This window comes from Streptomyces sp. NPDC057963, from assembly GCF_042887155.1.
Lineage (GTDB): Bacteria > Actinomycetota > Actinomycetes > Streptomycetales > Streptomycetaceae > Streptomyces.
In genome coordinates this window covers 620654-644913 of record NZ_JBHVPX010000002.1, presented here as the reverse complement: position 1 = coordinate 644913, position 24260 = coordinate 620654, and the positions used below count along the sequence as shown (strand labels likewise).

Annotated in this window: 21 protein-coding genes; 9 read left to right on the top strand and 12 right to left on the bottom strand. The window is 70.0% G+C overall.

Annotated elements, in window-relative coordinates; translation table 11 throughout:
- Nucleotides 1–33: 33 nt before the first annotated feature.
- On the bottom strand, nucleotides 34–522 hold the full coding sequence (locus ACFVT1_RS06710) for an ATP-binding protein (RefSeq protein ID WP_389793145.1): 489 nt from the start codon (nucleotides 520–522) through the stop codon (nucleotides 34–36).
- Between the two features lie 533 nt (nucleotides 523–1055).
- Nucleotides 1056–1409 (bottom strand): STAS domain-containing protein, encoded by a 354-nt coding sequence (locus ACFVT1_RS06705; RefSeq protein ID WP_003967428.1) that lies wholly within the window; start codon nucleotides 1407–1409, stop codon nucleotides 1056–1058.
- A gap of 78 nt (nucleotides 1410–1487) precedes the next feature.
- Here ACFVT1_RS06705 and ACFVT1_RS06700 point away from each other — a divergent pair, with 78 nt between their 5' ends.
- The gene (locus ACFVT1_RS06700) at nucleotides 1488–4025 is read left to right on the top strand and encodes a DEAD/DEAH box helicase (RefSeq protein WP_389793143.1); all 2538 of its coding nucleotides are present in this window, start codon (nucleotides 1488–1490) and stop codon (nucleotides 4023–4025) included.
- Here ACFVT1_RS06700 and ACFVT1_RS06695 read toward each other — a convergent pair.
- The 7 genes from ACFVT1_RS06695 to ssd form a co-directional block, all read right to left on the bottom strand.
- Nucleotides 3907–4524 (bottom strand): Rv3654c family TadE-like protein, encoded by a 618-nt coding sequence (locus ACFVT1_RS06695; RefSeq protein WP_389793142.1) that lies wholly within the window; start codon nucleotides 4522–4524, stop codon nucleotides 3907–3909. The genes ACFVT1_RS06700 and ACFVT1_RS06695 overlap by 119 nt on opposite strands.
- Complete coding sequence (locus ACFVT1_RS06690) at nucleotides 4521–4850, bottom strand: TadE family type IV pilus minor pilin (RefSeq protein ID WP_389793140.1); 330 nt, start codon at nucleotides 4848–4850, stop codon at nucleotides 4521–4523. The genes ACFVT1_RS06695 and ACFVT1_RS06690 overlap by 4 nt, the downstream gene beginning before the upstream one ends.
- Nucleotides 4851–4917: 67 nt before the next feature.
- A complete protein-coding gene (locus ACFVT1_RS06685; protein ID WP_362193390.1) occupies nucleotides 4918–5118 on the bottom strand; it encodes a DUF4244 domain-containing protein in 201 nt (66 codons plus the stop codon).
- 58 nt (nucleotides 5119–5176) lie between these two features.
- Nucleotides 5177–5980 carry a type II secretion system F family protein gene (locus ACFVT1_RS06680; RefSeq protein ID WP_389793138.1) on the bottom strand — a complete coding sequence of 268 codons (804 nt, stop codon included), beginning with the start codon at nucleotides 5978–5980 and terminating at the stop codon, nucleotides 5177–5179.
- Nucleotides 5977–6894 (bottom strand): type II secretion system F family protein, encoded by a 918-nt coding sequence (locus ACFVT1_RS06675; RefSeq protein WP_389793136.1) that lies wholly within the window; start codon nucleotides 6892–6894, stop codon nucleotides 5977–5979. The genes ACFVT1_RS06680 and ACFVT1_RS06675 overlap by 4 nt, the downstream gene beginning before the upstream one ends.
- Nucleotides 6855–8003: a TadA family conjugal transfer-associated ATPase gene (locus ACFVT1_RS06670; RefSeq protein ID WP_389793133.1), complete on the bottom strand. Its 1149-nt coding sequence runs from the start codon at nucleotides 8001–8003 to the stop codon at nucleotides 6855–6857. The genes ACFVT1_RS06675 and ACFVT1_RS06670 overlap by 40 nt, the downstream gene beginning before the upstream one ends.
- A complete protein-coding gene (gene ssd, locus ACFVT1_RS06665) occupies nucleotides 8000–9061 on the bottom strand; it encodes a septum site-determining protein Ssd (protein WP_389793368.1) in 1062 nt (353 codons plus the stop codon). Before ssd ends, ACFVT1_RS06670 begins: the two co-directional genes overlap by 4 nt.
- Before the next feature lie 566 nt (nucleotides 9062–9627).
- On the opposite strand from ssd, the gene ACFVT1_RS06660 reads away from it, so the two are divergent.
- The gene (locus ACFVT1_RS06660; RefSeq protein WP_389793131.1) at nucleotides 9628–10467 is read left to right on the top strand and encodes an HAD family hydrolase; all 840 of its coding nucleotides are present in this window, start codon (nucleotides 9628–9630) and stop codon (nucleotides 10465–10467) included.
- Between the two features lie 566 nt (nucleotides 10468–11033).
- Here ACFVT1_RS06660 and ACFVT1_RS06655 read toward each other — a convergent pair.
- Nucleotides 11034–11858, bottom strand: coding sequence for an oxidoreductase (locus ACFVT1_RS06655; protein ID WP_389793130.1), 825 nt, complete (start codon nucleotides 11856–11858; stop codon nucleotides 11034–11036).
- 102 nt (nucleotides 11859–11960) lie between these two features.
- Between ACFVT1_RS06655 and ACFVT1_RS06650 the strand changes: the two genes are divergently transcribed.
- Nucleotides 11961–12956, top strand: coding sequence for an ATP-binding protein (locus ACFVT1_RS06650; protein ID WP_389793128.1), 996 nt, complete (start codon nucleotides 11961–11963; stop codon nucleotides 12954–12956).
- A 292-nt stretch (nucleotides 12957–13248) separates the two neighbouring features.
- On the opposite strand, the gene ACFVT1_RS06645 is transcribed toward ACFVT1_RS06650, so the two are convergent.
- The gene (locus tag ACFVT1_RS06645; protein WP_389793126.1) at nucleotides 13249–14670 is read right to left on the bottom strand and encodes a hypothetical protein; all 1422 of its coding nucleotides are present in this window, start codon (nucleotides 14668–14670) and stop codon (nucleotides 13249–13251) included.
- 286 nt (nucleotides 14671–14956) lie between these two features.
- On the opposite strand from ACFVT1_RS06645, the gene ACFVT1_RS06640 reads away from it, so the two are divergent.
- The 6 genes from ACFVT1_RS06640 to ACFVT1_RS06615 all read left to right on the top strand — a co-directional run bounded on the left by ACFVT1_RS06640 (nucleotide 14957) and on the right by ACFVT1_RS06615 (nucleotide 23020).
- Nucleotides 14957–17137, top strand: a complete 2181-nt coding sequence (locus tag ACFVT1_RS06640; RefSeq protein WP_389793124.1) for a carbonic anhydrase — start codon at nucleotides 14957–14959, stop codon at nucleotides 17135–17137.
- Between the two features lie 249 nt (nucleotides 17138–17386).
- Entirely contained in the window at nucleotides 17387–19342 is a 1956-nt protein-coding gene (gene acs / locus ACFVT1_RS06635; protein ID WP_389793122.1) for an acetate--CoA ligase, read from the top strand.
- A gap of 278 nt (nucleotides 19343–19620) precedes the next feature.
- Nucleotides 19621–21027, top strand: a complete 1407-nt coding sequence (gene nhaA, locus ACFVT1_RS06630; protein WP_389793120.1) for a Na+/H+ antiporter NhaA — start codon at nucleotides 19621–19623, stop codon at nucleotides 21025–21027.
- 47 nt (nucleotides 21028–21074) lie between these two features.
- Nucleotides 21075–21608 carry a phage holin family protein gene (locus tag ACFVT1_RS06625; protein WP_389793119.1) on the top strand — a complete coding sequence of 178 codons (534 nt, stop codon included), beginning with the start codon at nucleotides 21075–21077 and terminating at the stop codon, nucleotides 21606–21608.
- Nucleotides 21605–22711: an alpha/beta fold hydrolase gene (locus ACFVT1_RS06620; RefSeq protein ID WP_389793117.1), complete on the top strand. Its 1107-nt coding sequence runs from the start codon at nucleotides 21605–21607 to the stop codon at nucleotides 22709–22711. Before ACFVT1_RS06625 ends, ACFVT1_RS06620 begins: the two co-directional genes overlap by 4 nt.
- A 105-nt stretch (nucleotides 22712–22816) precedes the next feature.
- Nucleotides 22817–23020 (top strand): hypothetical protein, encoded by a 204-nt coding sequence (locus ACFVT1_RS06615; RefSeq protein ID WP_361454176.1) that lies wholly within the window; start codon nucleotides 22817–22819, stop codon nucleotides 23018–23020.
- Between the two features lie 360 nt (nucleotides 23021–23380).
- Here the strand turns inward: ACFVT1_RS06615 and ACFVT1_RS06610 are convergent, their stop codons facing one another.
- Nucleotides 23381–24208 carry a M55 family metallopeptidase gene (locus ACFVT1_RS06610; protein ID WP_389793115.1) on the bottom strand — a complete coding sequence of 276 codons (828 nt, stop codon included), beginning with the start codon at nucleotides 24206–24208 and terminating at the stop codon, nucleotides 23381–23383.
- Between the last annotated feature and the right edge of the window lie 52 nt (nucleotides 24209–24260).

The window sequence follows — 24260 nt, the reverse complement described above, 5'->3', positions numbered from 1 at the left end:
GACCGACGGGCCGTTCGTGACGCCTGCGTCGCCTCAGGGCAGCACGGTCACGGGCGTCTTCGGCCAGCTCATGCGGATCACTCCACCGTTGGCTCCCGATCTGACTTCCATATCGTCGACGAGGCCGCTGATGACCGCGAGACCCATCTCGTCCTCACCATCGGCGTCGGCCTCGGAACCCGGCCCATCGAGCCCCATCCCGGGCGTGGCGCCGCGTGTCGTGGAGGCTCCGGCGGTTTCACCGGGTTCGGGTTCGGGTTCGGCACCCGGTCCGGGCACCTCGTCGCCGACCTCGATGGAGAAGGACTTCTCCTCCTCGATGAGGACGACCGAGACGGGAGCGGCGATGCCATGACTGCGGTGCAGCCCGACCGCGCGGCTGCAGGCTTCACCGACGGCGAGTCTGACCTCGTCGAGCACGGCTTCATCGACCCCGGCCCGGCGCGCCACGGCGGCTGCCACGAGGCGGGCCGTCCTGACGTGTTCGGGTTGGGCGCTGAAGCGGAGTTCAACGGTGGCCATGCGATCCCCCTCAGACGTACGGGTGTGCATCCCGGGGCCCCGGGCACACTGCCCGACACCCCGGCTCTTCATTCCGGTGCTCTTCGGTTTTCTCCGGCCTTCATTCGGCCTTCATCCGGACTGTTCCCGAACTTCTTCCGAACTTCTTCCGGAACCGACGAACCCGCCGACCGGCCGATCCGGTCGTCGACTGCCGGGCAGCCGGCCCACTGACGTCCGTCCACCGACCGGAAGACGGACTCCCGACGGGCGGACGGGCCATTTCCGGGCGCCCGAACGGGCGACGGCCGACCGGCAGGCCGCCGACCGGCATACGAACGATCGGCGGACAATCTGCTGCCCGCTGACCCACCGGACGCCGCTCACCGGCAACCGACCGGACACCGACCAGCTGCCCGGCAACCGGAGCGTCGGCCGTTCGGCTTCCCGACTGCCGGCGCCAGCTGCCCGGCCGACTGCCTGACTACGGCAACCGGCCGCTCGGGCCCACCTGCGCCGGCGCACCGGCCACTGGCCGGACCGTGGCCCAGCCGTCAGTCGGTGGCCGCCACAGCCTCGTCGACCGTGGTGTGAATCGGGAACACCTTGGTCAGACCAGTGATCCGGAAGATCTTCAGAATGCGCTCCTGGTTGCAGACCAGGCGCAGCGAGCCCTCGTGGGCCCGGACACGCTTCAGGCCGCCCACGAGCACGCCGAGGCCGGTGGAGTCGAGGAAGTCGACGCCTTCCATGTCGACAACCAGGTGGTAGCTGCCGTCATTCACCAACTCGACCAACTGCTCGCGCAGCTTGGGCGCGGTATACACATCAATCTCGCCACCGACCTCGACGACCGTACGGTCGCCACCAGGGCCGGACACATTGCGAGTCGACAAGGACAGGTCCACGGATCCTCCAGCACCTTGCTATCGAGCGGTCGCCCCTCGGTCTCCCCGGCGGAGCCGGGGGACGGATCGCCAGCCGCGATGGCATTCAATCACTTACGAGCAGCCATGCACGACGCCTTGGGACCATTGTCCGTCACGCCAGTGACACACTCGGTGCCGATGGCCAAGAATCACCGCCCCAGTCGACCAGCCGAGAACAGGGACTCCCGCCCCTCTCCCGCCATGGTCCTCGACCGGCTCGCCGCAGTGGCGGGCCGGTCCGCGCGCATCACTCATACGGAGCACTTGCCCCCGCGTGCGGGCACCCATGCCATCTGGCCCGATCGCATCCGGCCAGAAGTGATCGCCGCGATCCAGAAGGCCGGAATCGACCACCCGTGGGCGCACCAGGCGGCCGCCGCCGAGCATGCCCTGGACGGCGAATCCGTGATCATCGCCACGGGCACGGCGTCCGGCAAGTCGCTCGCCTACCTCGCCCCGGTGCTCACCGCCCTGCTCGACGGCTCCGAGGCCCCGAACGGCCGGGGCGCGACCGCCCTGTATCTAGCCCCCACCAAGGCCCTGGCCGCCGATCAGAGGCGTGCGGTGAAGGAACTCGCGGCACCGCTCGGCAACGCCGTCAGACCCGCGGTCTACGACGGCGACACTCCCGTCGAGGAACGCGAATGGGTACGCCAGTACGCCAACTACGTCCTGACCAACCCCGACATGCTGCACCGCGGGATACTCCCGTCCCACCCCCGCTGGTCCTCCTTCCTGCGCGCCCTGCGCTATGTCGTCATCGACGAGTGCCACACCTACCGGGGTGTCTTCGGCTCCCACGTCGCCCAGGTGGTGCGCCGGCTGCGCCGCCTCTGCGCCCGATACGGGGCGCACCCGGTCTTCCTCCTCGCCTCGGCCACCGCGGCGGAGCCGTCCGTCGCGGCGGGCCGCCTCACCGGTCTCTCGGTCCAAGAGGTCGCCGACGACGCCTCGCCCCGCGGCGAACTGGTCTTCGCCCTGTGGGAGCCGCCCCTGACCGAGCTGCACGGCGAGAAGGGCGCGCCCGTCCGCCGCACCGCCACCGCCGAGACCGCCGACCTCCTCACCGATCTGACCGTCCAGGGCGTCCGCTCGGTCGCCTTCGTGCGCTCCCGGCGCGGCGCCGAGCTGATCTCCGTCATCGCCAAGGAGCGCCTCGCCGAGGTGGACCGCGCCCTGCCTGCCCGGGTCGCCGCCTACCGCGGGGGTTATCTCCCCGAGGAGCGCCGCGCCCTGGAGCGCGCCCTGCACTCCGGTCGACTGCTCGGGCTGGCCGCCACCACCGCCCTCGAACTCGGCGTCGACGTGTCCGGCCTGGACGCCGTCGTCATCGCGGGCTACCCCGGCACCAGGGCGTCGCTGTGGCAGCAGGCGGGCCGCGCCGGGCGCTCCGGCCGGGGCGCCCTGGCCGTCCTGGTCGCCCGCGACGACCCGCTGGACACCTTCCTCGTCCACCATCCCGAAGCGCTGTTCCAGCAGCCCGTGGAGTCGACGGTCCTCGACCCGGACAACCCGTACGTCCTTGCTCCGCACCTGTGCGCCGCCGCTGCGGAGCTGCCACTCACCGAACCCGATCTGGAGCTCTTCGGTCCGGCCGTGGCCGAACTGCTGCCCCAGCTGGAGGCCGCGAAGCTGCTGCGCAGGCGGGCGTCCGGCTGGCACTGGACCCGCCGGGAGCGTGCCGCCGATCTCACCGATATCCGGGGCGAGGGCGGCCGTCCGGTCCAGATCGTCGAGGAGGGCACCGGCCGGCTGCTGGGCACCGTCGACGAAGCCGCTTCCCACACCGCCGTCCATGAAGGCGCCGTCCATCTCCACCAGGGCCGTACCTATCTGGTCCGGAAGCTGGATCTGGAGGACTCGGTGGCCCTGGTCGAGGAGGCCGACCCGCCGTACTCGACGACCGCGCGCGACACCACCGCCATCGCCGTCCTGGAGACCGACACCGAGATCCCCTGGGGTGACGGACGTCTCTGCTACGGCTCCGTGGAAGTCACCAACCAGGTCGTCTCCTTCCTGCGTCGCAAACTGATCACCGGCGAGGTGCTCGGCGAGACCAAGCTGGATCTGCCGCCCCGCACTCTGCGTACGCGCGCCGTGTGGTGGACGGTCACGCAGGACCAGCTCGACGCCGCCCGCATCAACCCGGAGATCCTGGGCGGCGCCCTGCACGCCGCCGAGCACGCGTCGATCGGGATGCTCCCGCTCTTCGCCACCTGCGACCGCTGGGACATCGGTGGCGTCTCCGTGCCGCTGCACCCGGACACCCTGCTGCCGACGGTCTTCGTGTACGACGGCCATCCGGGCGGTGCCGGATTCGCCGAGCGGGCCTTCCACACCGCCCGCACATGGCTGACCGCGACCCGCCAGGCCATCGCGTCCTGCGAATGCGAGGCGGGCTGCCCCTCCTGCATCCAGTCCCCCAAGTGCGGCAACGGCAACGATCCGCTGCACAAACGCGGCGCCGTGCGTCTCCTCAGCGAACTCCTCCGATCCGCTCCGCCTGATCCCGAGGAGCCGAGCTCTCCGGAATCGTCGGAGGCGACGACTCCGGCGAGCCGGGAGCGGCCACCGGAGGGCCTGCCCGGGACCTGACCGCCGGTTCGTACGGCCCGAGACGCACCCGGGCCGTCACATCGGCGACCTCTCCGCGCACCGTGCACCGGACCACCACGGCTCCCTGTGCCGCGGCCACCTCCCCGGCCGCCCCGCACGCCTCCTGGGCCCCCTGCAGGGCTCGGTCGGCTGCGGCCAGAGCCGCCAGGTCCGCCGCGCCGCCGGCCCGGTGCCGAACGACCACCACCTGTCCGAGCGCCAGCACGACTGCGAACACCGCGCACAAGGTGGCCGTGGTCATCGCCACCCACACCGTCGCCAGCCCCCTGTCCCGGTCCGCCGGGCCCCGGTCCGGATCCCTGCCCCGGCCCCGCGCGTGGTTCCGGCTCCGCCCCCGGCCACGGTTCCGGCTCCGATCCCGGCCATGGTTCCGGCTCAGGCCGCGACCGCGATTCCGGCCGCCACCGGGGCCGCGGTACCCACGCGGGGAGAGCCGCCCGGTCACAGCCCTCACGGCTCCCCTTCCCCTCCCGGTCATTCCGTCACCCCCACCGTGTCCTCGGCCAGTGCCGCCGCCTCCGCATGGAGCGTCAGGGCCAACGGGCCGAACCCGGGCGTCGGTGCCGCCACCCGTACCCTCCACAACCCCGCTGTCCGCTCCATCCTGATGTCGGCCCCGCCGGGTGCCGCCGAACGGGCGGCTTCCAGCGCCTGCGGCTGCGGTTCCGACCGGGCCGCCGCCCTCGCCCCGGCCCTGGCCGCGTCCACACACCGGATCTGGGCGGAGGCGGCCATCAGCGCCCAGACCAAGGCCAGGGCGAACACCGCCAGTACCGGAATCGCCATGGCCGCTTCCGCCGTCACAGCGCCCCGATCCCCGCCCGCGCCCGCAGTCTCGGAGCGGTGTCCGACGCACGCCCCTGAACGTCTCCTAGAATTTCGCATCGAGAGCGTCCTTCAGCAGTGACTGCAGCGCGGACATGACCGGCTGGCTGGTCACCACCTTGTAGAGCACCGCCGCGAACGCGCAGGCCGCGATCGTCCCCACCGCATATTCGGACGTCGTCATTCCGTTGTCCGACCGGACTCGGCGCACCATTTTCCGCGCCCAGCCCCTGATTCGCTGCACCATTTCAACCCCCGCAAAATGCGTAATTAATACTGGGTAGATCCTTCTCAGTGCTTTTCTTTCAGCCGGCGTCGAGCAGGCCGGTCGCCAGCCCGATCACCACAGGCGCCACTCCGACCGCCAGGAATGCGGGCAGAAAGCAGAGCCCGACCGGCGCGGTGATCAGCACGCCTGCCCGCTGGGCGCGCGCCACGGACGCGCTCGCCCGCTCCGCCCGCATTGCCTCGGCCAGCCGGGCCACCGGCTCCGCCGCCGGGGCTCCGGTCGATCCCGCCCGGTCGAGGCAGCGGGACAGCGCACCGGCGCCCGGTATCTCCCCGAACCGCCCCCAGGCCACCGCAGGTTCACCACCGAGCCGGATCTCCGCCGCCGTCCGTGCCAGACGCAGGCCAACCGGTCCGCCCAGTGACTCCCCCACCGCCTCCGCCGCCTCCCGGGGCCCGGCTCCGGCCGAGATGCAGGCCGCCAGGAGATCGGCAGCCAGCGGGAGCTGGCGTACGGCCTCAGCCGTCTCCGCGGCGTCCGCACCGCCGACCCCGGATTCGCGACCGCGCCGGGCCTGCTGCCACCGACGAACGCCGTACGCCCCCACCAGCCCGGCCACGCACCCCGGCAGGCCACCGATCAGAACCACGCCCGTCGCCACAGCCCCCAGCGGCGCGATCCACTCCTTCGCCCTGGCGCCGGAAACCGCTGGTCTGCGCCGACGCTCCTGCGGGCCGATCGCCAGCAGCACCGCACCCCGCCGGCGTACCGACCGCCTTCTCCGCCGCCCTGCCAAGGCAAGAGCCGGATACAGGACCGTGCCCAGAACCGCCCACATCGCCACCACCCGGTGGGCAACTTCGCCGGTGACCCCGTTCACGCCGCCTCCCCCGCCCGTACGATCCGTCCGGCCCAGCAGAGCCCGGCTGCCTCCAGCAACCCGCCCGCCAGCAGACAGACCAGTCCGGCGGGTGTGTGCAGCAGCACCCTCAGCGGATCGGATCCGAGCGCCGCCCCCAGCCCCAGGCCCAGCACCGGCAGCAGTGCCAGCACTGCCACCGTCGACCAGGCGCCCGCCAGTTGGGCCCGCAACTCCTCCCGTCTGCGTCGCTCGTCCCGCAGCGCACCCTCCAGGCGGTCCAGTCCCGCCGCGAGCCCGGCCCCGCCGTCCACCGCCACCCGCCAGCAGGCCGCCACCCCGGCCAGCCCGTCCAGACCCGGTTCCCGCGCCGCGTGTCCGAGCGCCCCCGGCACATCGCCACCGAACCGCGCCGCAGCGGAAACACCGGCCTCCGCCGCCCCCATCACCCCGCTCCCGCGGACAGCGACGAGCAGCGCCTGCCCCGGCTCGCGCCCGGCGCGCAGCTCACCCACGACGGCGCCGCACAGCGCCACCACCCCGTCGGCACGGCGTTCCCGCTCCCGCACCAGGGCCCGTTTCTGCAGCCACCGCCGCACCAGCGGCACGGCGATCACTCCGGCCAGTACCGGAAGCACGGACTCCCCCAGCAGGGCGACGACCAACGCCACCGGCAGACAGAGCCACTCCCTCCGCTCACGCAGCCACCTCTGGAACCACACCCGACTCCGCTCCCAGCGCGCACGCAGCGGCGACTCCACCACTCCGTCGGCGAACAGCACCCGAGCTCTCCGCCGCCCCTGGTCATGCGCCACCACCAACCAGGCCGCCGCCGCGACGCACAGGACCGCCGCGCACCTCGCGCCCGTCGACAGCCCCGCCGTCGCTCCGCCGCTCACAGCGCACCCCCGATCAGTGATTGCAGCCGCTCCCAACCCCGCTCCCGCACGAATCCGCCGGCGCCCCAGCGCAGCGCCGGCACGGTCACCACCAGCCCTGCCGCATCCCGCTCCAGCACCTGCACCGCGGCGATCCGCCGCTGCCCGGCCCGGTCCCTCACGAGATGGACCACCACCGACAGCGCCGCCGCCAACTGGCTGTGAAGTGCTGTCCGGTCCAGTCCCGCCGCCGTGCCAAGCGCCTCAAGACGGGCCGGAACATGCTCGGCAGCATTGGCGTGGACCGTCCCGCAGCCGCCCTCGTGTCCGGTGTTCAGCGCGGCCAGCAGTTCGGTGACCTCGGCGCCCCGCACCTCCCCGACCACAAGCCGGTCGGGCCGCATCCGCAGCGCCTGCCGCACCAGGTCCCGAAGGGTCACCCTCCCCGCCCCCTCCTGGTTGGCGGGGCGTGACTCCAGGCGCACCACATGCGGATGGTCCGGCCGCAGCTCTGCCGAGTCCTCGGCGAGCACGATTCGCTCACGCTCCCCGACCGCACCCAGCAGACTCGACAGAAGGGTCGTCTTTCCGGCCCCCGTCCCCCCACTGATCAGATACGAGACCCGGGCCTCCACCAGGGCCCGCAGCACCCGGTCACCGCCCGGTGGCACGGTCCCCGCCGCGACCAGCTCCGCCAGCGAGAAGGCCTTGGGCCGGACCACCCGCAGCGACAGGCACGTCGAACCGACGGACACCGGCGGCAGCACGGCATGCATACGGGTGCCGTCCGGCAGCCGCGCGTCCACCCACGGCCGGGCGTCGTCCAATCGCCGTCCCGCCACGGCCGCCAGTCGCTGCGCCAGCCTGCGCACCGCGCCGGCATCCGGGAACGTCACCCCGGTGAGTTCGAGCCCGCCGCCCCGGTCCACCCACACCCGGTCCGGCGCACAGACCAGCACGTCCGTCACCGCAGAGTCGGCGAGCAGCGGTTCCAGCACCCCGGTCCCGACCAGCTCGCCGCGCAACTCATCGGCCGCGCCGAGCACTTCGGCATCGCCGAGCAGCCGCCCCTGGGCACGCAGCGCGGCCGCGACCCCGGCCGGGGTCGGTGCAGCGCCGCTCTGTGCCAGCCGCTGCCGTACGGCGTCGAGCAGCGTCTCGGTCATGACACACCCCCGGCCGCTTGTCCCCCCACGCCCTCCGAGGCGAGCGCCCGCTCCCAGAAGGCCGTGCAGAATCTCGCCAGTGGACCGCGCGCGCATCCGCCGGGCGGTGCCCCGCCGTCCTGGGCCGCCGACAACCCGGCGTCGAACGGGAGTTCACCGGCCAGCGGCAGTCCGAGCGCCTGCGCCACCCACCGCTCGTCGAGGCCCGCCGCGTACGGGCTTCGGGTCACCACCCGCAGGTCGCCCAAGACCATCCCGGCCGTCGAAGCCACCCGTTTCGCCGCCGCCACCGCCCGAAGCTCCCCGGGGACCACCAACAGCCCGAGGTCCAGTTGCGCGAGTGCCTCCGCGACCGGCTCGTCGACCCGCCGCGGCAGATCGACGACCACCACCCCGCCGAGCCTGCGCGCGGCGGCCAGCACAGCCTGCATGGCCTGCGGCGGGATCACCACCCAGTCGTCACGACCCCAGCTGAGCACCCGCAACCCGTGCAGTGCAGGCAGTGACTCCTCCAGCGCGCCTCCGCCGACCCGCCCTTTGGAATGGGCGAAATCCGGCCACCTCATCCCCTCCGCCCGTTCACCGCCGAGCAGCACGTCGATGCCCCCACCGAGTGGGTCGCCGTCGATCAGCATGGTCCGCCGCCCGGTCCTTGCCGCAGTCACCGCAAGGGCACAGGCGAGAGTGGACGCACCGGAGCCACCCCGTCCGCCGATCACCCCGACGGTGAGCGCCGGCCGTCCCACACCTTCCGCCGCATTGGCGATCTGGTCGACGAGCCAGCCTTCCGAATCGGGCAGCCTCAGCACATATTCAGCCCCGATCTCCACGGCGCGGCGCCACACGTCCGGGGCGTCCTGTTCCCGGCCGACGAGCATCACACCGCGCCTGCGCACCGCCCCGCGGCATCGCTGGGCGGCATCGTCCCCCACGAGAACCATCGGAGCCTGCTCCCAGCCGCCTCTGCGTTCGGGCAGCGCGTGATGAACTTCCGGTTCCGCTCCCGCGGCTGCGCACAGCCGCAGCAGATCGTCGAGAAGTTCCACATCCTCGGTCACGATCAGCGGTCCACCCCGCCGCACTTCGGCGGTCGGCAGACGATCCCGTGCGCTGGATTCAGCCACGATCTCCGCCCCCTTCTCACTGCACGTTCATCGCGGCTCGCGATGATCTCGGAGCGTTCCGAGATCGGCGATTCCACATCCCGCGGACTTCGCGGCTGGAATCACCGTGCAGCGCTTCGGAAAATCGTGTGGATCTTGCTGAAAAACTGTGGACAACTCCACTGTTGTGAATAACTTGGTCACCCATACCGGCGAGTTCCGGAGAGCAGCCCTTCCGCTACGCACCGTGGCGGGCCAAGCTGATGAGAGGCGGTACGAGAAACGGGCCGTCGCGGCCGAAATGGAGGCAGAGTGTTTGATTCCGCACAGCAGAAACGCGTCTGGACATGCGACGACCCCCGCCGGGGGGGAGAGCGGGGGTCGTCCCCACGGCCGACTCGGGGGGGGAGGAGCCGGACCGGGTTAGCACGGTCGCGAACGATCCGTGACTTCCATGGTGTACCCGAGAGCCTTCTCAGGCAAACCCACGCGCCGGAGTTTACGCCGAATGGTGGGCCTCTATGCTCTGCCTTGTGGAAAACCGCTTCTTGCCGCGCACAGCAGCCTTCTTTGACCTGGACAAGACGGTCATTGCGAAGTCTTCGACGCTGACCTTCAGCAAGTCCTTCTACCAAGGCGGACTGATCAACCGCCGCGCTGTACTGCGCACTGCGTACGCGCAGTTCGTGTTCCTTGCCGGGGGTGCAGATCACGACCAGATGGAGCGGATGCGGGAATATCTCTCCGCGCTCTGCAAGGGTTGGAACGTCCGGCACGTGAAGGAAATCGTCGCCGAGACCCTGCACGATCTGATCGACCCGATCATCTATGACGAAGCGGCGACGCTCATCGAGGAGCACCACACCGCCGGACGCGATGTGGTGATCGTCTCGACCTCGGGAGCCGAGGTCGTCGAACCGATCGGCGAGCTGCTCGGCGCCGACCGGGTCGTGGCCACCCGAATGGTCGTCGGCGACGACGGCTGCTTCACCGGCGAAGTGGAGTACTACGCGTACGGACCGACGAAGGCCGAGGCGATCAAGGAACTCGCGGTGTCGGAGGGGTACGACCTCTCGCGCTGCTACGCCTACAGCGATTCGGCGACCGATGTACCGATGCTGGAATCCGTAGGACACCCGCACGCCGTGAATCCGGACCGCGCTCTGCGGCGCGAGGCGACTCTCCGCGAGTGGCCGATTCTCGTCTTCGACCGACCGGTCCGGCTCAAGCAGCGGCTGCCCGCGTTCTCGATGCCACCGCGCCCCGCGTTGGTCGCGGCGGCGGCGGTTGGCGCGGCTGCCGTCACCGCGGGGCTCGTCTGGTACACCTCCCGCCGCCGCACCACCACATCCTCCGCCTGACGCGCGAAGCCGGGGGCAACGATCCCGAGGCCCATCTCCTGGACCGATCAGCGGGACCGGGCAAGGTGACCGATCGCCCCAATTCACCGACTGAAACGAATTGTCCAACTCACCCGTAATTGAACCTAAAAGTAAAGAAGTGTGGTCAGCACTACCGCTCACCCCGGCTCTGGAGTACAAAGGACTCAACGGCCCGCGAGACCAAGGACATCCGAGAGGATTACCTGAAACGCAGAGAAGGCCCCACGGACCGAGCATGAAAACCGAGCACCCACGCGACGTCGACCCGTCGATTACGGGCCAGCCGCACCAGGGCGCGGGCAAAGTCCCCGCCCTGATGGGCACATACCGAGGACGCATGGTAACTGGGTAGACATGCCAGCGGCGGTACCGAGAACGGTACCGCCGCAACCCTTTTATCCGGCCGTGCAGTTGTTCCGGCGAAGTCTCGCCGGAGTCGCCTCCGGTCCCGTGGCACTGCCGCGCCGGAGTTACGGTCCTGAAGTTACGCGGTGAGGATCTTCAGCCCTCGCGCCCGACACCGCGCAGCCGCCCCCGTCACCTCGTTACGCGGCACCGCGCTGGAGCGCCTCGCACACCGCCGTCGATTCCCTGACGCCCAGCTCGACGGCACGCCCACAGTGTGCGATCCAGGCCGCCATCCCCTCCGGCGTCCCCGCCAGATAGCCCTCGAACGCCGCGACGTACGCCGCCCGCCCCTGCTCGGCATGGCCCACCTCGGCGGGACAGATCGATTTGGGGTCGAGCCCGCTTCCGATCAGCACGATCCGCTCGGCGGTCCGGGCGACGAGGCCGTTGTGCGAACCGAAGGGCCGCAGGGCCAGCAGTTCACCGTGCACGACCGCCGCAGTCACCAACGCCGGCGCCGAACTGCCCGAAAGGATCAACGCGGAGAGCCCTTCCAGCCGCCCGGCCATCTCGTCGGCGTCCGGCAGCGGTGCTTCGATCAGCGGTTCGTCCACGGGTTCACCTGCCAGCCGAGGCCGGCCGACAGCGTCCTCGGGTTCCGCGCCGCCGGCCGCGACCAGATGCAGTCGCGCCAGGACGCGCAAGGGCGACTGCCGCCAGATGGAGAGCAGTTGGCCCGCTTCGGCAGTCAGCCTCAGGGCCGCTCCGATCACATGCGCCTCACCACCACCGCTGAAGTCGGTGCGACGGCGCACCTCCTCCAGATTCCAATCGGCCCCGGACAGGGCCGCCGAGCCGCGGGCGCCTCGCAGTGCCGCTTCGGCGGTGACCTCGTTGCTGCGGCGCCGCATGACACGGTGACCGTAGACCCGGTCGACGGCCTTGCGTACGGAGTCCACCGCATCGGCGACTCCGGGCAGGGCGCCCAGGGCGGCGAGCGGATCAGAGGCAGTCGTACTCATAAGTAGCGAGGCTACGCGCCCCCTGCTCCGATACCACCCTGGAGTGGCCTTCTTCACGAAACACAACAGCAGAACGCGATCGCCCCGCTACCCTAGGTGAACATGAAGATCGCTTTCGTAGGGAAGGGCGGCAGCGGCAAGACCACGTTGTCCTCGCTCTTCATCCGCCACCTTGCCGCCAATGAAGCCCATGTCGTCGCGGTGGACGCCGACATCAACCAGCACCTCGGGGCCGCACTCGGCCTCGATGACCAGGAGGCTGCGGCACTGCCCGCCATGGGGGCCCAGCTGCCCCTGATCAAGGAGTATCTGCGCGGCAGCAATCCCCGTATCGCCTCCGTCGAAACAATGATCAAGACAACCCCGCCGGGCGAGGGCTCGCGGCTGCTGCGGGTGCGTGAGGACAACCCGGTCTATGACGCGTGCGCCCGCACGGTCCGGCTCGACGACGGGGAGATCCGCCTGATGGCCACCGGGCCGTTCACCGAGTCCGACCTGGGCGTGGCCTGCTACCACTCCAAGGTCGGTGCGGTCGAGCTCTGCCTCAATCATCTCGTCGACGGCCCCGACGACTATGTCGTCGTCGACATGACAGCGGGTTCGGACTCCTTCGCTTCCGGGATGTTCACCCGCTTCGACATGACGTTCCTGGTCGCCGAGCCGACCCGGAAGGGGGTCTCGGTCTACCGGCAGTACAAGGACTACGCACGGGACTTCGGGGTCGCGCTGAAGGTCATCGGCAACAAGGTTCAGGCCGAGGACGACATGGAGTTCCTGCACGCCGAGGTGGGCGACGACCTGCTGGTCACCGTCGGGCACTCCGACTGGGTACGAGCGATGGAGAAGGGCCGGCCCGCCCGCTTCGAGCTGTTGGAGGCGGACAACCGGATGGCTCTGCAGGCGCTGCAGAACGCAGCAGAGGATTCGTACGAGCAGCGGGACTGGGAGCGCTACACGCGGCAGATGGTGCACTTCCACCTGAAGAATGCGGAGAGCTGGGGCAATGAGAAGACGGGTGCCGACCTGGCTGCCCAGGTCGATCCCGCCTTCGTACTCGACGAGCGGTACGCGCAGGACGGCGCCGCTCAGCCTGCCTGATCAGCCGTCGAAGCCCGACCGGTCAGCCACTCAGCCTGTCTTGTCAGCCGACTGAGCCCGCCTGATGAGTCGACTCGACCCGCCTGACCGGTCGGCGCCCCAGCTGGAGGATGCACTCATTCCGCCGGGGCGCCGGGGTGCCATTGCGCCGTTGCGCCGTTGCGCCTCAAGCGTCAGCTCGCGGCGGCACGACCGGTCCGCAGCCGGAAAACGCGCAGCGCGGCGGCCACGCAGTCGGCGGCCGCGCACAGCCGCCGGGGCGCGGCCTTCGGGCATGCTCATCAGGCACCCCTCACGGAGCGCCGCTTTCGGGCCGACGACCGGCCCGATCTGCGCCGGACCCGGCGTGAGCCCTGCCGGTCCCCGATGTCCGATCCGCTTCCGTTTCCCCTTCCCCTTCCCTTTCCCCTTCCGCCCGACCGCCCCCGGCTTCGCCGAGGAACTCCGCCCAGCCCTTCGCCGGGGCCTGGCCGACGTCGAGCGTGCCGAGCTTCGCCAGCGTTGCGGGGTCCTGCGCGTCGAGCCAGTCGGCCAGTTGCCGGAAGGACACGCACCGGACGCCCTTCTTGGTGCAGACCGTCGCGATGATCTGCTCGACGGCGCGCATGTACGTGCCGCCGTTCCAGGACTCGAAGTGGTTCCCGATGATCAGCGGGGCGCGGTTTCCGCCGTATGCGCGGTCGAAGGCCTGGGTCAGGCCGTCGCGCATCTGATTGCCCCAGTACTCGTGTCGGTCTGGGTCGCCCTGTGTCGCACCGGACTGGTTGAACATGAAGTTGTAGTCCATCGAGAGGGTCTCGAAGTCTCGTCCGGGCACCGGAACGAGTTGCATCGAAAGGTCCCAGATGCCGTCCTTCCTCTTCGGCCAGACCTGGTTGTCGACTCCGCTGGAGTCGTAGCGGAAGCCCATCGTCCGCGCCGCGGTGACCATGTTCTTCCGCCCCTCCAGACAAGGGGTGCGGCCGCCGATGAGCTCCGTGTCGTAGTCGAAGGGAAGGGGCTTCTCGTCCTTGAGGCCGGGATCGTTGGTCTTCCAGCTCTTCACAAAGGACTTGGCCTGGCCGATCTCGCTCTTCCACTGGTCGACGGACCAGGTGCCGACGCCGCCCTCGGGTCCGCAGAAGTGGCCGTTGAAGTGGGTGCCGATCTCGTCCCCGTCCTCCCAGGCGCCGCGTACCTGGGCGATGGTGTTCCGAATTCCCTCGGTGTCGTTGAAGCCGATGTCGGAGCTGCCGGCGTTGTGCTTCGGTGGGTCGTAGAGCTCCCGTTTGGCCTCCGGAAGCATGTACACGCCGCTGAGGAAGTACGTCATGTTCGCGTGGTACTTCATGCCCACCTCACGGAAGTGCGAGAACAGCCGCTGACCGTCCTCCCCGGCGCCGTCCCACGAGAACACCACGAACTGCGGGGGCTTCTGGCCGGGCGTCAGACGCCGCGCCACAGGTTGCCTCGGCTGGCTACCGGTGAAGGCCGTGGAACCATCGCCGATGAGCCGGAACACGTTCTTGGGTGCGGCCCGATGGGCGCGCCTCTCCGCCCCGGCGTCCCGCTTCGCGGCGCCGGGGCCAGCGGTTCCGGCCCTTGATTCCGGACCGGAGGAGCAGCCGGCCAACGCGGCGGTCAGCACAACGACCACGACGCCCAGGGCGATCCGTCCGACAGCGGCCGCCTTCGCGGCGCCCCTCGTCGTCGCCCTCATCGTGGCAGCCAGCATCCGCCCACCCTCTTCCTTGCAGGTAACTTCGCGTCGAGGTGCCAACACAGCGCGGCCAAGGTCGCATGCAGCGCTGCCGGAATCAGCGCGACAGGCCGCCTGAAAAGCTGTCTATTCACTTGAATGGGTGATTGACCGGGCTATTTGACCTCAAGCTTGGACACAAATCTTTACTCTCCATTACGATCTATTTACTGAGAGTTGAGAAATCCCGCCGCTGCACGCCGTGACCCACAGCCGTGTCCCCCACGTTCCGCGACCGCGCTGCCCCGGAGGAGTCGGGAAAATGCCTGCCTGTGCGCCTACTCGTCACGACCGCCCATCCCGCAGTTCGCACCCACCCCGCGCCTCGGGAATCAAACGACCACACAGTCCGCCGCCGCGCGGCGGACGATTCCGCATCGCGGGCGCCGACCTGTCCGCATCGATCACGGTCTTCCTGCTGGCCGTCCCCATGTCGCTCGGCCTGGCCGTCGCCATGGACGCCCCGTTGGAGGCCGGCCTCATCTCCGCCGCTGTCGGCGGCATCGTCGCCGGACTGCTCGGCGGCACACCCCTCCAGGTCAGCGGTCCGTCTGCCGGACTGACCGTGGTCACAGCCGAGTTGATCCAGGTCTACGGCTGGCGTACCACCTGTGCCATCACCATCGGCGCCGGGCTGCTGCAAATCCTGCTGGGATCGCTGCGGGCGGCGCGCAGCGCCCTCGCCGTCAGCCCGGCCATCGTGCACGGCACCCTCGCCGGAATCGGCGTGGCCATCGCACTCGCCCAGCTGCACATCGTGCTCGGCGGCTCGCCCCAGAGCTCAGCGGTAGCCAACACTCTCGCTCTTCCCGACCAGTTGGAGCGCGTGAGCCCGGCCGCCCCGCTGATCGGCGTACTGACCATCGCCGTCCTGGTCCTCTGGCCACGAATTCCCGGTCGAATCGGCCGGGTGGTACGGCGGATTCCGGCCGCCCTCGCCGCAGTGGTGACAGCGACGGCCATGGCCGCGCTCGCCGCGCCCGGGATCGCCCGGGTCGATCTGCCATCCTGGCGCTCGCACGCACTGCCGGAGATGCCGCACGGCCCCGTACTCGCCCTGGCCACCGCCGTGTTCACGGTGATGCTGGTGGCCAGTCTGGAGTCGCTGCTCGCTGCGGTGGCCGTGGACAAGCTGTCGTCCGACCGTGCCGGCGAACGAACCGCCACCCGGTCACGGAGCGGCTTGCCTTCCGCATCCGCATCCACGGTCACGCCGATGTCCACGTTCACGCCCGTGTCCATGTCCATGTCTGCACCGGCACCGGCACCGGCACCAACGTCGGGTTCGGGTTCAGCATCGCCGTCGGCCCTGCCGCCGGCATCCCCGTCAGATCCACCGAACCTGACCACCACACCCAACACACCTGCCGCGGCCGCCTCGGACGCCACTCCGGACGGCGGATCGAGCCCAGCCCCCGGTGCCAAGAACGCCCACGGTTCCGACTCCGTCCCTGGCGTCGGCCCTGCCCCCAGTCTCGGCCCTGGCCCTGGCCCTGGAGTCCACAATGCCCCCGACCCGATCGACCCGCCCGCCGCAACCCGGCGCCGGACCGGCGGCAACCGCCTGTTCAGTGGCCTGAGTTCGTTCCAGCGCAACACCGCTCCACTGGTGCGCGAGGAACTGGCCCGACTGGCCCGCGAGGGTCAGCGCCCCTCCCAGCTCTTCATCACCTGCGCCGACTCCCGCCTGGTCACCAGCATGATCACGGCGAGCGGCCCCGGTGACCTGTTCACCGTGCGGAACATCGGCAATCTGGTGCCCCTGCCGGACACGGAGTCGGGTGACGACTCGGTGGGCGCCGCCATCGAGTACGCGGTGGATGTGCTGAAGGTGGAGTCCATCACCGTCTGCGGGCACTCCGGCTGCGGCGCGATGCAGGCGCTGCTCGATGCCGAGCCGAACACAGGCGCTCCGCAGACGTCCCTGTGGCGCTGGCTGAGACACGGGCTGCCGAGCCTGGAGCGAATGGCGTCCCGGCATCACCCCTGGGCCCGGATCTCCGGCCGGCTGCCGACCGATGCGGTGGAGCAGCTCTGCCTCACCAATGTGGTCCAGCAGTTGGACCATCTGCGGGCCCATGAAGCGGTGGCGCAGCGGCTCGCCGAGGGCACGCTCCACCTGCACGGAATGTACTTCCACGTGGGCGAGGCCCAGGCATATCTGCTGACCGAGGGCGCAAGCGCCGGACTCGCGCTCGACGAGGTCTTCGACCGCGTGGACCCGGGCGATGCCCCAGCCTCGGGCGATGCCCCCACCCCCACTCCGGTCGGCACCCCCGCCCATGCCCTGGCGTCCGCCCGCATCCCCGGCCGTGCCGATACCCCGGGAAGTACCACCGCCCTGGGCGAACCCTCCGGTTCGGGCGGCCTCTCCGGCTCGGGCGAGCCCTCCGGCCTGGGCGGCCCCTCCGGTTCGGGCGAGTGGGGGCGTACTGGGGTCTGAACCACATGCGCCCCAGGTCCGTGAGACCTTGTGGTCCCGCCTCCGCATCGCGCCGTGCCGCTGTGCGACGCACCGTGTCGCTCTGCTCCACGTCGACCGGCACCGCGTCGCAGCGCAACGTGGAGGTGGGACCGTGTCTCCATACCCGAGACACAGGTCTAAACCAATTCCGGGCAGGCACTTGTCACCCGGCCTCTGGCCTGATGAGCTATGCGCGGGACACAACGGACACCCGGAATGGGAGATGTCGTGAGCAACGAAAGCTTGGCCAATCTGCTTCGTGAGGAGCGGCGGTTCGCACCGCCTGCCGATCTGGCCGCGAACGCCAACGTCAAGGCGGAGGCGTACGAGCAGGCCGAGGCGGATCGGCTGGGCTTCTGGGCCGAGCAGGCCCGTCGCCTGACCTGGGCCACGGAGCCGACTGAGACGCTCGACTGGAGCAACCCGCCCTTCGCGAAGTGGTTCGCGGACGGCAAGCTCAACGTCGCGTACAACTGCGTGGACCGCCATGTCGAGGCCGGCCATGGCGACCGGGTCGCCATCCACTTCGAGGGCGAGCCCGGCGACAGTCGCGCGATCACCTACGCCGACCTCAAGGACGAGGTCTCCCGCGCCGCCAACGCGCTCACCGAGCTCGGTGTCGGCAAGGGCGACCGGGTCGCCGTCTACCTGCCGATGATCCCCGAGGCCGCCATCGCGATGCTGGCCTGCGCCCGCATCGGTGCCGCGCACTCGGTGGTCTTCGGCGGCTTCTCCGCCGACGCCATCGCGGCCCGTATCCAGGACGCGGACGCCAAGGTCGTCATCACCGCCGACGGCGGCTACCGCCGGGGCAAGCCGTCCGCGCTCAAGCCCGCCGTGGACGACGCCGTCGCCCGTATCGACAGTGTCGAGCACGTCCTCGTGGTGCGGCGCACCGGCCAGGACACCGCATGGACCGAGGGTCGCGACGTCTGGTGGCACGAGATCACCGGCCGTCAGTCCGCCGAGCACACCCCCGAGGCGTTCGAGGCGGAGCAGCCGCTCTTCATCCTCTACACCTCCGGCACCACGGGTAAGCCGAAGGGCATCCTGCACACCTCCGGCGGCTACCTCACGCAGGCCGCGTACACCCACAACGCGGTCTTCGACCTCAAGCCGGAGACCGACGTCTTCTGGTGCACCGCCGACATCGGCTGGGTGACCGGCCACTCGTACATCGTCTACGGCCCGCTGGCCAACGGCGCGACGCAGGTCATGTACGAGGGCACGCCCGACTCCCCGCACCAGGGCCGCTTCTGGGAGATCGTGCAGAAGTACGGCGTCACGATCCTCTACACCGCGCCGACCGCGATCCGCACGTTCATGAAGTGGGGGGACGACATCCCCGCCAAGTTCGACCTGAGCAGCCTCCGGGTCCTCGGTTCGGTCGGTGAGCCGATCAACCCCGAGGCGTGGATGTGGTACCGCAAGCACATCGGCGCCGACAAGTGCCCGATCGTGGACACCTGGTGGCAGACCGAGACCGGCGCGATGATGATCGCGCCGCTGCCGGGAGTGACGGAGACCAAGCCCGGCAGCGCCCAGCGAGCCCTGCCCGGCATCTGCGCCACAGTCGTGGACGACGAGGCCAACGAGGTTCCGAACGGCGGGGGCGGCTACCTCGTCCTCACGGAGCCGTGGCCGTCGATGCTCCGCACCATCTGGGGCGACGACCAGCGCTTCATCGACACCTACTGGTCGCGCTTCGAGGGCAAGTACTTCGCGGGCGACGGTGCCAAGAAGGACGAGGACGGCGACATCTGGCTGCTCGGCCGGGTCGACGACGTGATGCTCGTGTCCGGGCACAACATCTCGACCACCGAGGTCGAGTCGGCGCTCGTGTCGCACCCGTCGGTCGCCGAGGCCGCCGTGGTCGGTGCCGCCGACGAGACGACCGGCCAGGCCATCGTCGCGTTCGTGATACTGCGCGGTACGGCCGAGTCCTCCGACGAGCTCGTCGCGGAGCTGCGCAACCACGTCGGCGCCACGCTCGGCCCGATCGCCAAGCCGAGGCGGATCCTGCCGGTCGCCGAGCTGCCGAAGACCCGCTCCGGCAAGATCATGCGACGTCTGCTGCGTGACGTCGCCGAGAACCGCGAACTGGGCGATGTCACGACGCTCACCGACTCCTCGGTGATGGACCTCATCCAGACCCAGCTGCCGTCCTCCTCCTCCGAGGACTGACCTCAGCAGGACTGACCGAGGCAGGACCGACCGCAGCAGGACTGGCCACAGCAGGGCTGTCCGCAGCGCGCACGTCCCCGAGGGGCATCCGGCAACGCGCCGGGTGTCCCTCGGCCATTTATGGTGAAGATCACCGGATACAGCCCCGCACGTCCCGGGTACAGTGGCAGCCGCGTCAACAAACCAATAAGAAATCTCCACAGGGTGTGCCGGGAAGTCTGGTCGGCAAGTGCATCAGCCATGCCATCGCTGCCGTACCGACCCGGAGGTCTTCACTCGTGGCCGCGCCCACCCCCGCACCCCCTTCCCCCCGCCGCACCTTTCTCGGGCGCCTGTCCCTCCCTGAGCGGAACTACCTCGCGGACGCGCTGCGCACCGAAACGGTCGGCGGCGTCATCCTGCTGGTCTCCGCGATAGCGGCCCTGGTGTGGGCGAACACCTTCGGTTCCGGTTACACGGCTGTCAGCGACTTCCACTTCGGTCCCGAGTCGCTGGGCCTCAACCTCTCCGTGGAGCACTGGGCGGCGGACGGGCTGCTCGCGGTCTTCTTCTTCGTCGCGGGCGTCGAGCTCAAGCGGGAACTGGTCGCGGGCGAACTGCGGGACCCCAAGGCGGCCGCCCTCCCCGTCGTCGCCGCGCTGTGCGGAATGGCGGTTCCGGCCGTCGTCTACACACTCGTGGCCGTGACCGGCGGAGGGTCCACCGACGGCTGGGCCGTCCCCACCGCCACCGACATCGCCTTCGCCCTCGCCGTTCTCGCGGTCATCGGGACCTCGCTGCCGAACGCGCTGCGCGCCTTCCTGCTGACCCTCGCCGTCGTCGACGACCTCTTCGCGATTTTGATCATCGCGGTCTTCTTCACCGAGAAGATCGACTTCATGGCGCTGACCGGCGCCTTCATCGGCCTCGGCATCTTCTACCTGCTGCTGCGCAGGAATGTGCGGGGCTGGTACATCTACGTGCCGCTCGCCCTGGTCATCTGGGGCCTGATGTACAACAGCGGCATTCACGCCACCATCGCCGGTGTCGCCATGGGCCTGATGCTCCGCTGCACGACGCGGGACGGCGAGACCCACTCCCCCGGCGAGCACATCGAGCACCTGATCCGCCCGCTGTCGGCCGGTGTCGCCGTACCGCTGTTCGCGCTCTTCTCGGCCGGGGTCTCCCTCTCCGGCGGCGCGCTGGCGGACGTCTTCACCCGGCCCGAGACGCTCGGTGTGGTCCTGGGGCTCGTCGTCGGCAAGGCGACGGGCATCTTCGGCGGTACGTGGCTGGCCACCCGCTTCACCAAGGCGGAGCTGAACAAGGATCTGGCCTGGGCGGATGTCTTCGCGGTCGCCTCTCTCGCCGGGATCGGCTTCACCGTCTCGCTGCTCATCGGCGAACTGGCCTTCGCCGGCGATGAGGACATGATCAACGAGGTCAAGGCCGCCGTACTGCTCGGTTCCCTGACGGCCGCCGCACTCTCCGCGGTACTGCTCAAACTCCGGGTGCGCACCTACCGGGCGCTGCACGAGGCCGAGGAGCTCGACGCGGACGAGGACGGCGTGCCCGACGTCTACGAGCAGGACGATCCGGAGTATCACCTGCGGATGGCCTCGATCTACGAGAAGAAGGCGGCCGAACACCGCCGCCTTGCCCAACTGGCGGGGGCAGCGAGCAGCAAGCCGGACAGTCCGGCATGATCTGACACCAGATGTATTGAGCAGGAGAGCAGGAGAGGGAGTCAGGGATGAGCGACCCCGGCAACAACGCGGGCAGCGCCGACCGCAGTCTCGGACAGCTGGTCGCCGCGGCGACGGCAGAGATGTCCGCACTGGTGCACGACGAGATCGCCCTGGCCAAGGCCGAAGTGCGCCAGGACGTCAAGCGGGGCGTCACCGGAAGCGTGGCGTTCATCATCGCGGGCGTGCTGCTTCTGTTCGCGATCCCGGTGCTGAGCTTCGGGGCCGCCTACTGGATCCACACCTCGGGGCTGGGTCTGGCCTGGTGCTTCGGGATCGTGGGTCTCGCCTTCATCGTGCTGGGGGCGTTGCTCGCGCTGTTCGCCGTCGCCAAGTTCAAGAAGGTGAAGCCGCCGGAGAAGTCCATCGCTTCGGCCAAGCAGACGGCGGCTGTGCTGCAGGGCGTCAAGCCGCACCCGCGGCCCGCCGTCCCGGCAGGGGAAAGCCGTCCGGAGGTCACGGGCAGCACACTGACGCACAAGGCTCTGGAGAAGTCTCCGGTCCAGGACAAGGCGTCCGCTGTGGCACGCTCGTCCACATGACGGTCCCCGATTTCAGCGCATCCGGCCCAGAAGGCCCGGAAAGCCCAGTTGGCCCGGAAGATCAGGCAAGCCAAGTAAGTCGGACGGGTCAGGCAGGCCAGGAAGGCCCGGACGACTCCAGTGCTCCCGGGCCCCATGGTTCGCCCCGCCCGGCAGGCACGACCGGCCCGGCAGGCGTGACCGGTGTCGGAGGACCGGTGCGGCTCGACGGGCCGTGGACCCACCGGGACGTGGCGGCCAACGGTGCCCGCTTCCACATCGCCGAACTCGGTGATGGGCCGCTGGTACTGCTGCTGCACGGCTTCCCGCAGTTCTGGTGGACCTGGCGCCATCAGCTCACCGCACTCGCCGACGCCGGTTTCCGCGCCGTGGCGATGGATCTGCGGGGGGTCGGCGGCAGCGACCGCACGCCCCGGGGTTACGACCCCGCCAACCTGGCGCTCGACGTCACCGGCGTCATCCGCTCGCTCGGTGAACCGGACGCGGCCCTGGTCGGACATGACATGGGCGGCTATCTCGCCTGGACGGCCGCGGTGATGCGCCCGAAGCTGGTGCGCCGCCTCGCGGTCTCCTCTATGCCGCATCCACGCCGCTGGCGTTCCTCGATGCTCTCCGATTTCACGCAGTCCCGGGCGGGCTCGTACGTCTGGGGTTTCCAGCGCCCGTGGGTGCCGGAGCGTCAGCTCGTCGCCGACGACGCGGCGTTGGTGGGCCGGCTGATCCGCGACTGGGCGGGGCCCCGGGCCCCGGAGTTCCCCGACGACACGGCGGTCGACGTCTACCGGCGCGCCATGTGCATCCCGTCGACGGCGCACTGCTCGATCGAGCCGTACCGCTGGATGGTCCGTTCTCTGGCCCGTCCGGACGGAATCCAGTTCAACCGGCGGATGAAACGGCCGGTACGGGTACCCACACTGCATCTGCACGGTTCACTCGATCCGGCGATCCGCACGCGCAGCGCGGCGGGGTCCGGCGAGTACGTCGAAGCGCCGTACCGTTGGCGACTTTTCGACGGTCTGGGACACTTCCCCCACGAGGAGGATCCGGCCGGCTTCTCGGCCGAACTCATCAACTGGCTCAAGGATCCCGAGCCCGACCGGTAGCCGCACGGCACAGTTGTCCGACGAACAGCCAATTGCCCGGCGCATAAGCCAATTGGCTGACGGATGGGCGGTTACCGACCATGAGGCACGGGCAGACGTCGGGGTATGGGCTGGACGCACGACTTCGGTGACGCAGCACGCAACCGTCGCTCGACCGCCACGGCAGGTCCGAGCACTCATGAGGGGGGCGGCCCTCAGGGCCGGGTGCACGATATGCATGTTCTGCATGATCCCCGGCTCGGTATTCCGCGCATTCTGCGCCGAAGGGCCCGCTGGGTCTCGGCGCGACTGCGCCATCCACGCGGATGAGGTCCGCCCCGGCCGACCGGTGAGCGTTCACCGGCCGGGCGGGACTTCCACAGCCGGCTCCCGGCTGCCACCGGTCAGTACGCGTGGAGCGCACACCGGCGCGCATGGGAACCCCCAGGCACACCCAGTGGCCCTGGGGCAATCACACGCGCCTGCACCGGACGCGCACAGCCGGCGCAACCGCCCGGACCGTGCGGCTTCTGCTGGGTCGGTCGAGGCCACCCGAACAGGCTGTCGGCGAACGTTCCCGGTCGCAGAGCCGACCGGGGGGTGCGCAGTGCCAGCCGGGAGGTGCACAGAGCCGACGGGGGTGCGCAGTGCCAGCCGGGGGTGCGCAGCGCTAACCGGGGGTGCGCAGCGCTAACCGGGTTTGATGGTGGCGAGCTGGACGAGCAGCAGGACCAGTCGGTATGCCTCGGCGAAATCGGCGGCGGTGAACGTGACCGTACGGCCGCCCCCGGCGCGTGAGACACCCGGCACGAGTGCCGCCAGGTCAACCGTGGTCGGGCTGTGGAGGTCGACCTCCACATCGAGCGGTCCCTCGATGGTCAGCGGCGAAACCAGTGCACGCCGCGACATGGCTTCGGCCGCAGCCCGGCGCAGACGCTCCCTGGCTTCTTCGGGGTGCAGGGTGACAGCGGCAGCCCGGCCGAGGGCTTGCTTGACCGCGACGGTGGCCGCGGAGGGGACCAGGTCATTCAGTTCGGCGCAGGCGGTGTCGTCGCCGCTGAACAGCACGACCGGCACGCCCAGATGCCCGGCCATGGCGGCATTGAGACCGATCTCGCCCAGGGAACGCCCGGCCACGCGCACGTCCAGGATGTCGTCGCTCATGGTGTGCGCCAGCACGGCCGGGCCGCCACCGGCTCGGGCGTGGTAGCCGATCAGCATGACTGCGTCGGTGTGTTCGTCGAGCCCGCCGAGCATGCCCAGCGGGCGCGGCTTGCCGCGTACCAGGCGTGCCCGGCGGTCAAGTTCCTCCGGCAGCAAGTTGCGGAAAGGACCGTGCGCGTCGGCGACCAGAACCACAGCAGTGGGTTCGGCCTCCAGAACCCCGGCGATCACGGCATTCGCCTCGGCCGTCATCAAAGCCCGGCCGCGCTCGTAGTCGTAGCGATCCGGATTCGTCTCGGCGGGATGCACAACCCCCGAGATGCCCTCCATGTCAACAGAAATAAGCACCTTCATGACTCAGGGAGTGTACGTGTCGTGCTCCACACGCCGGGGAGCCGTACGACGT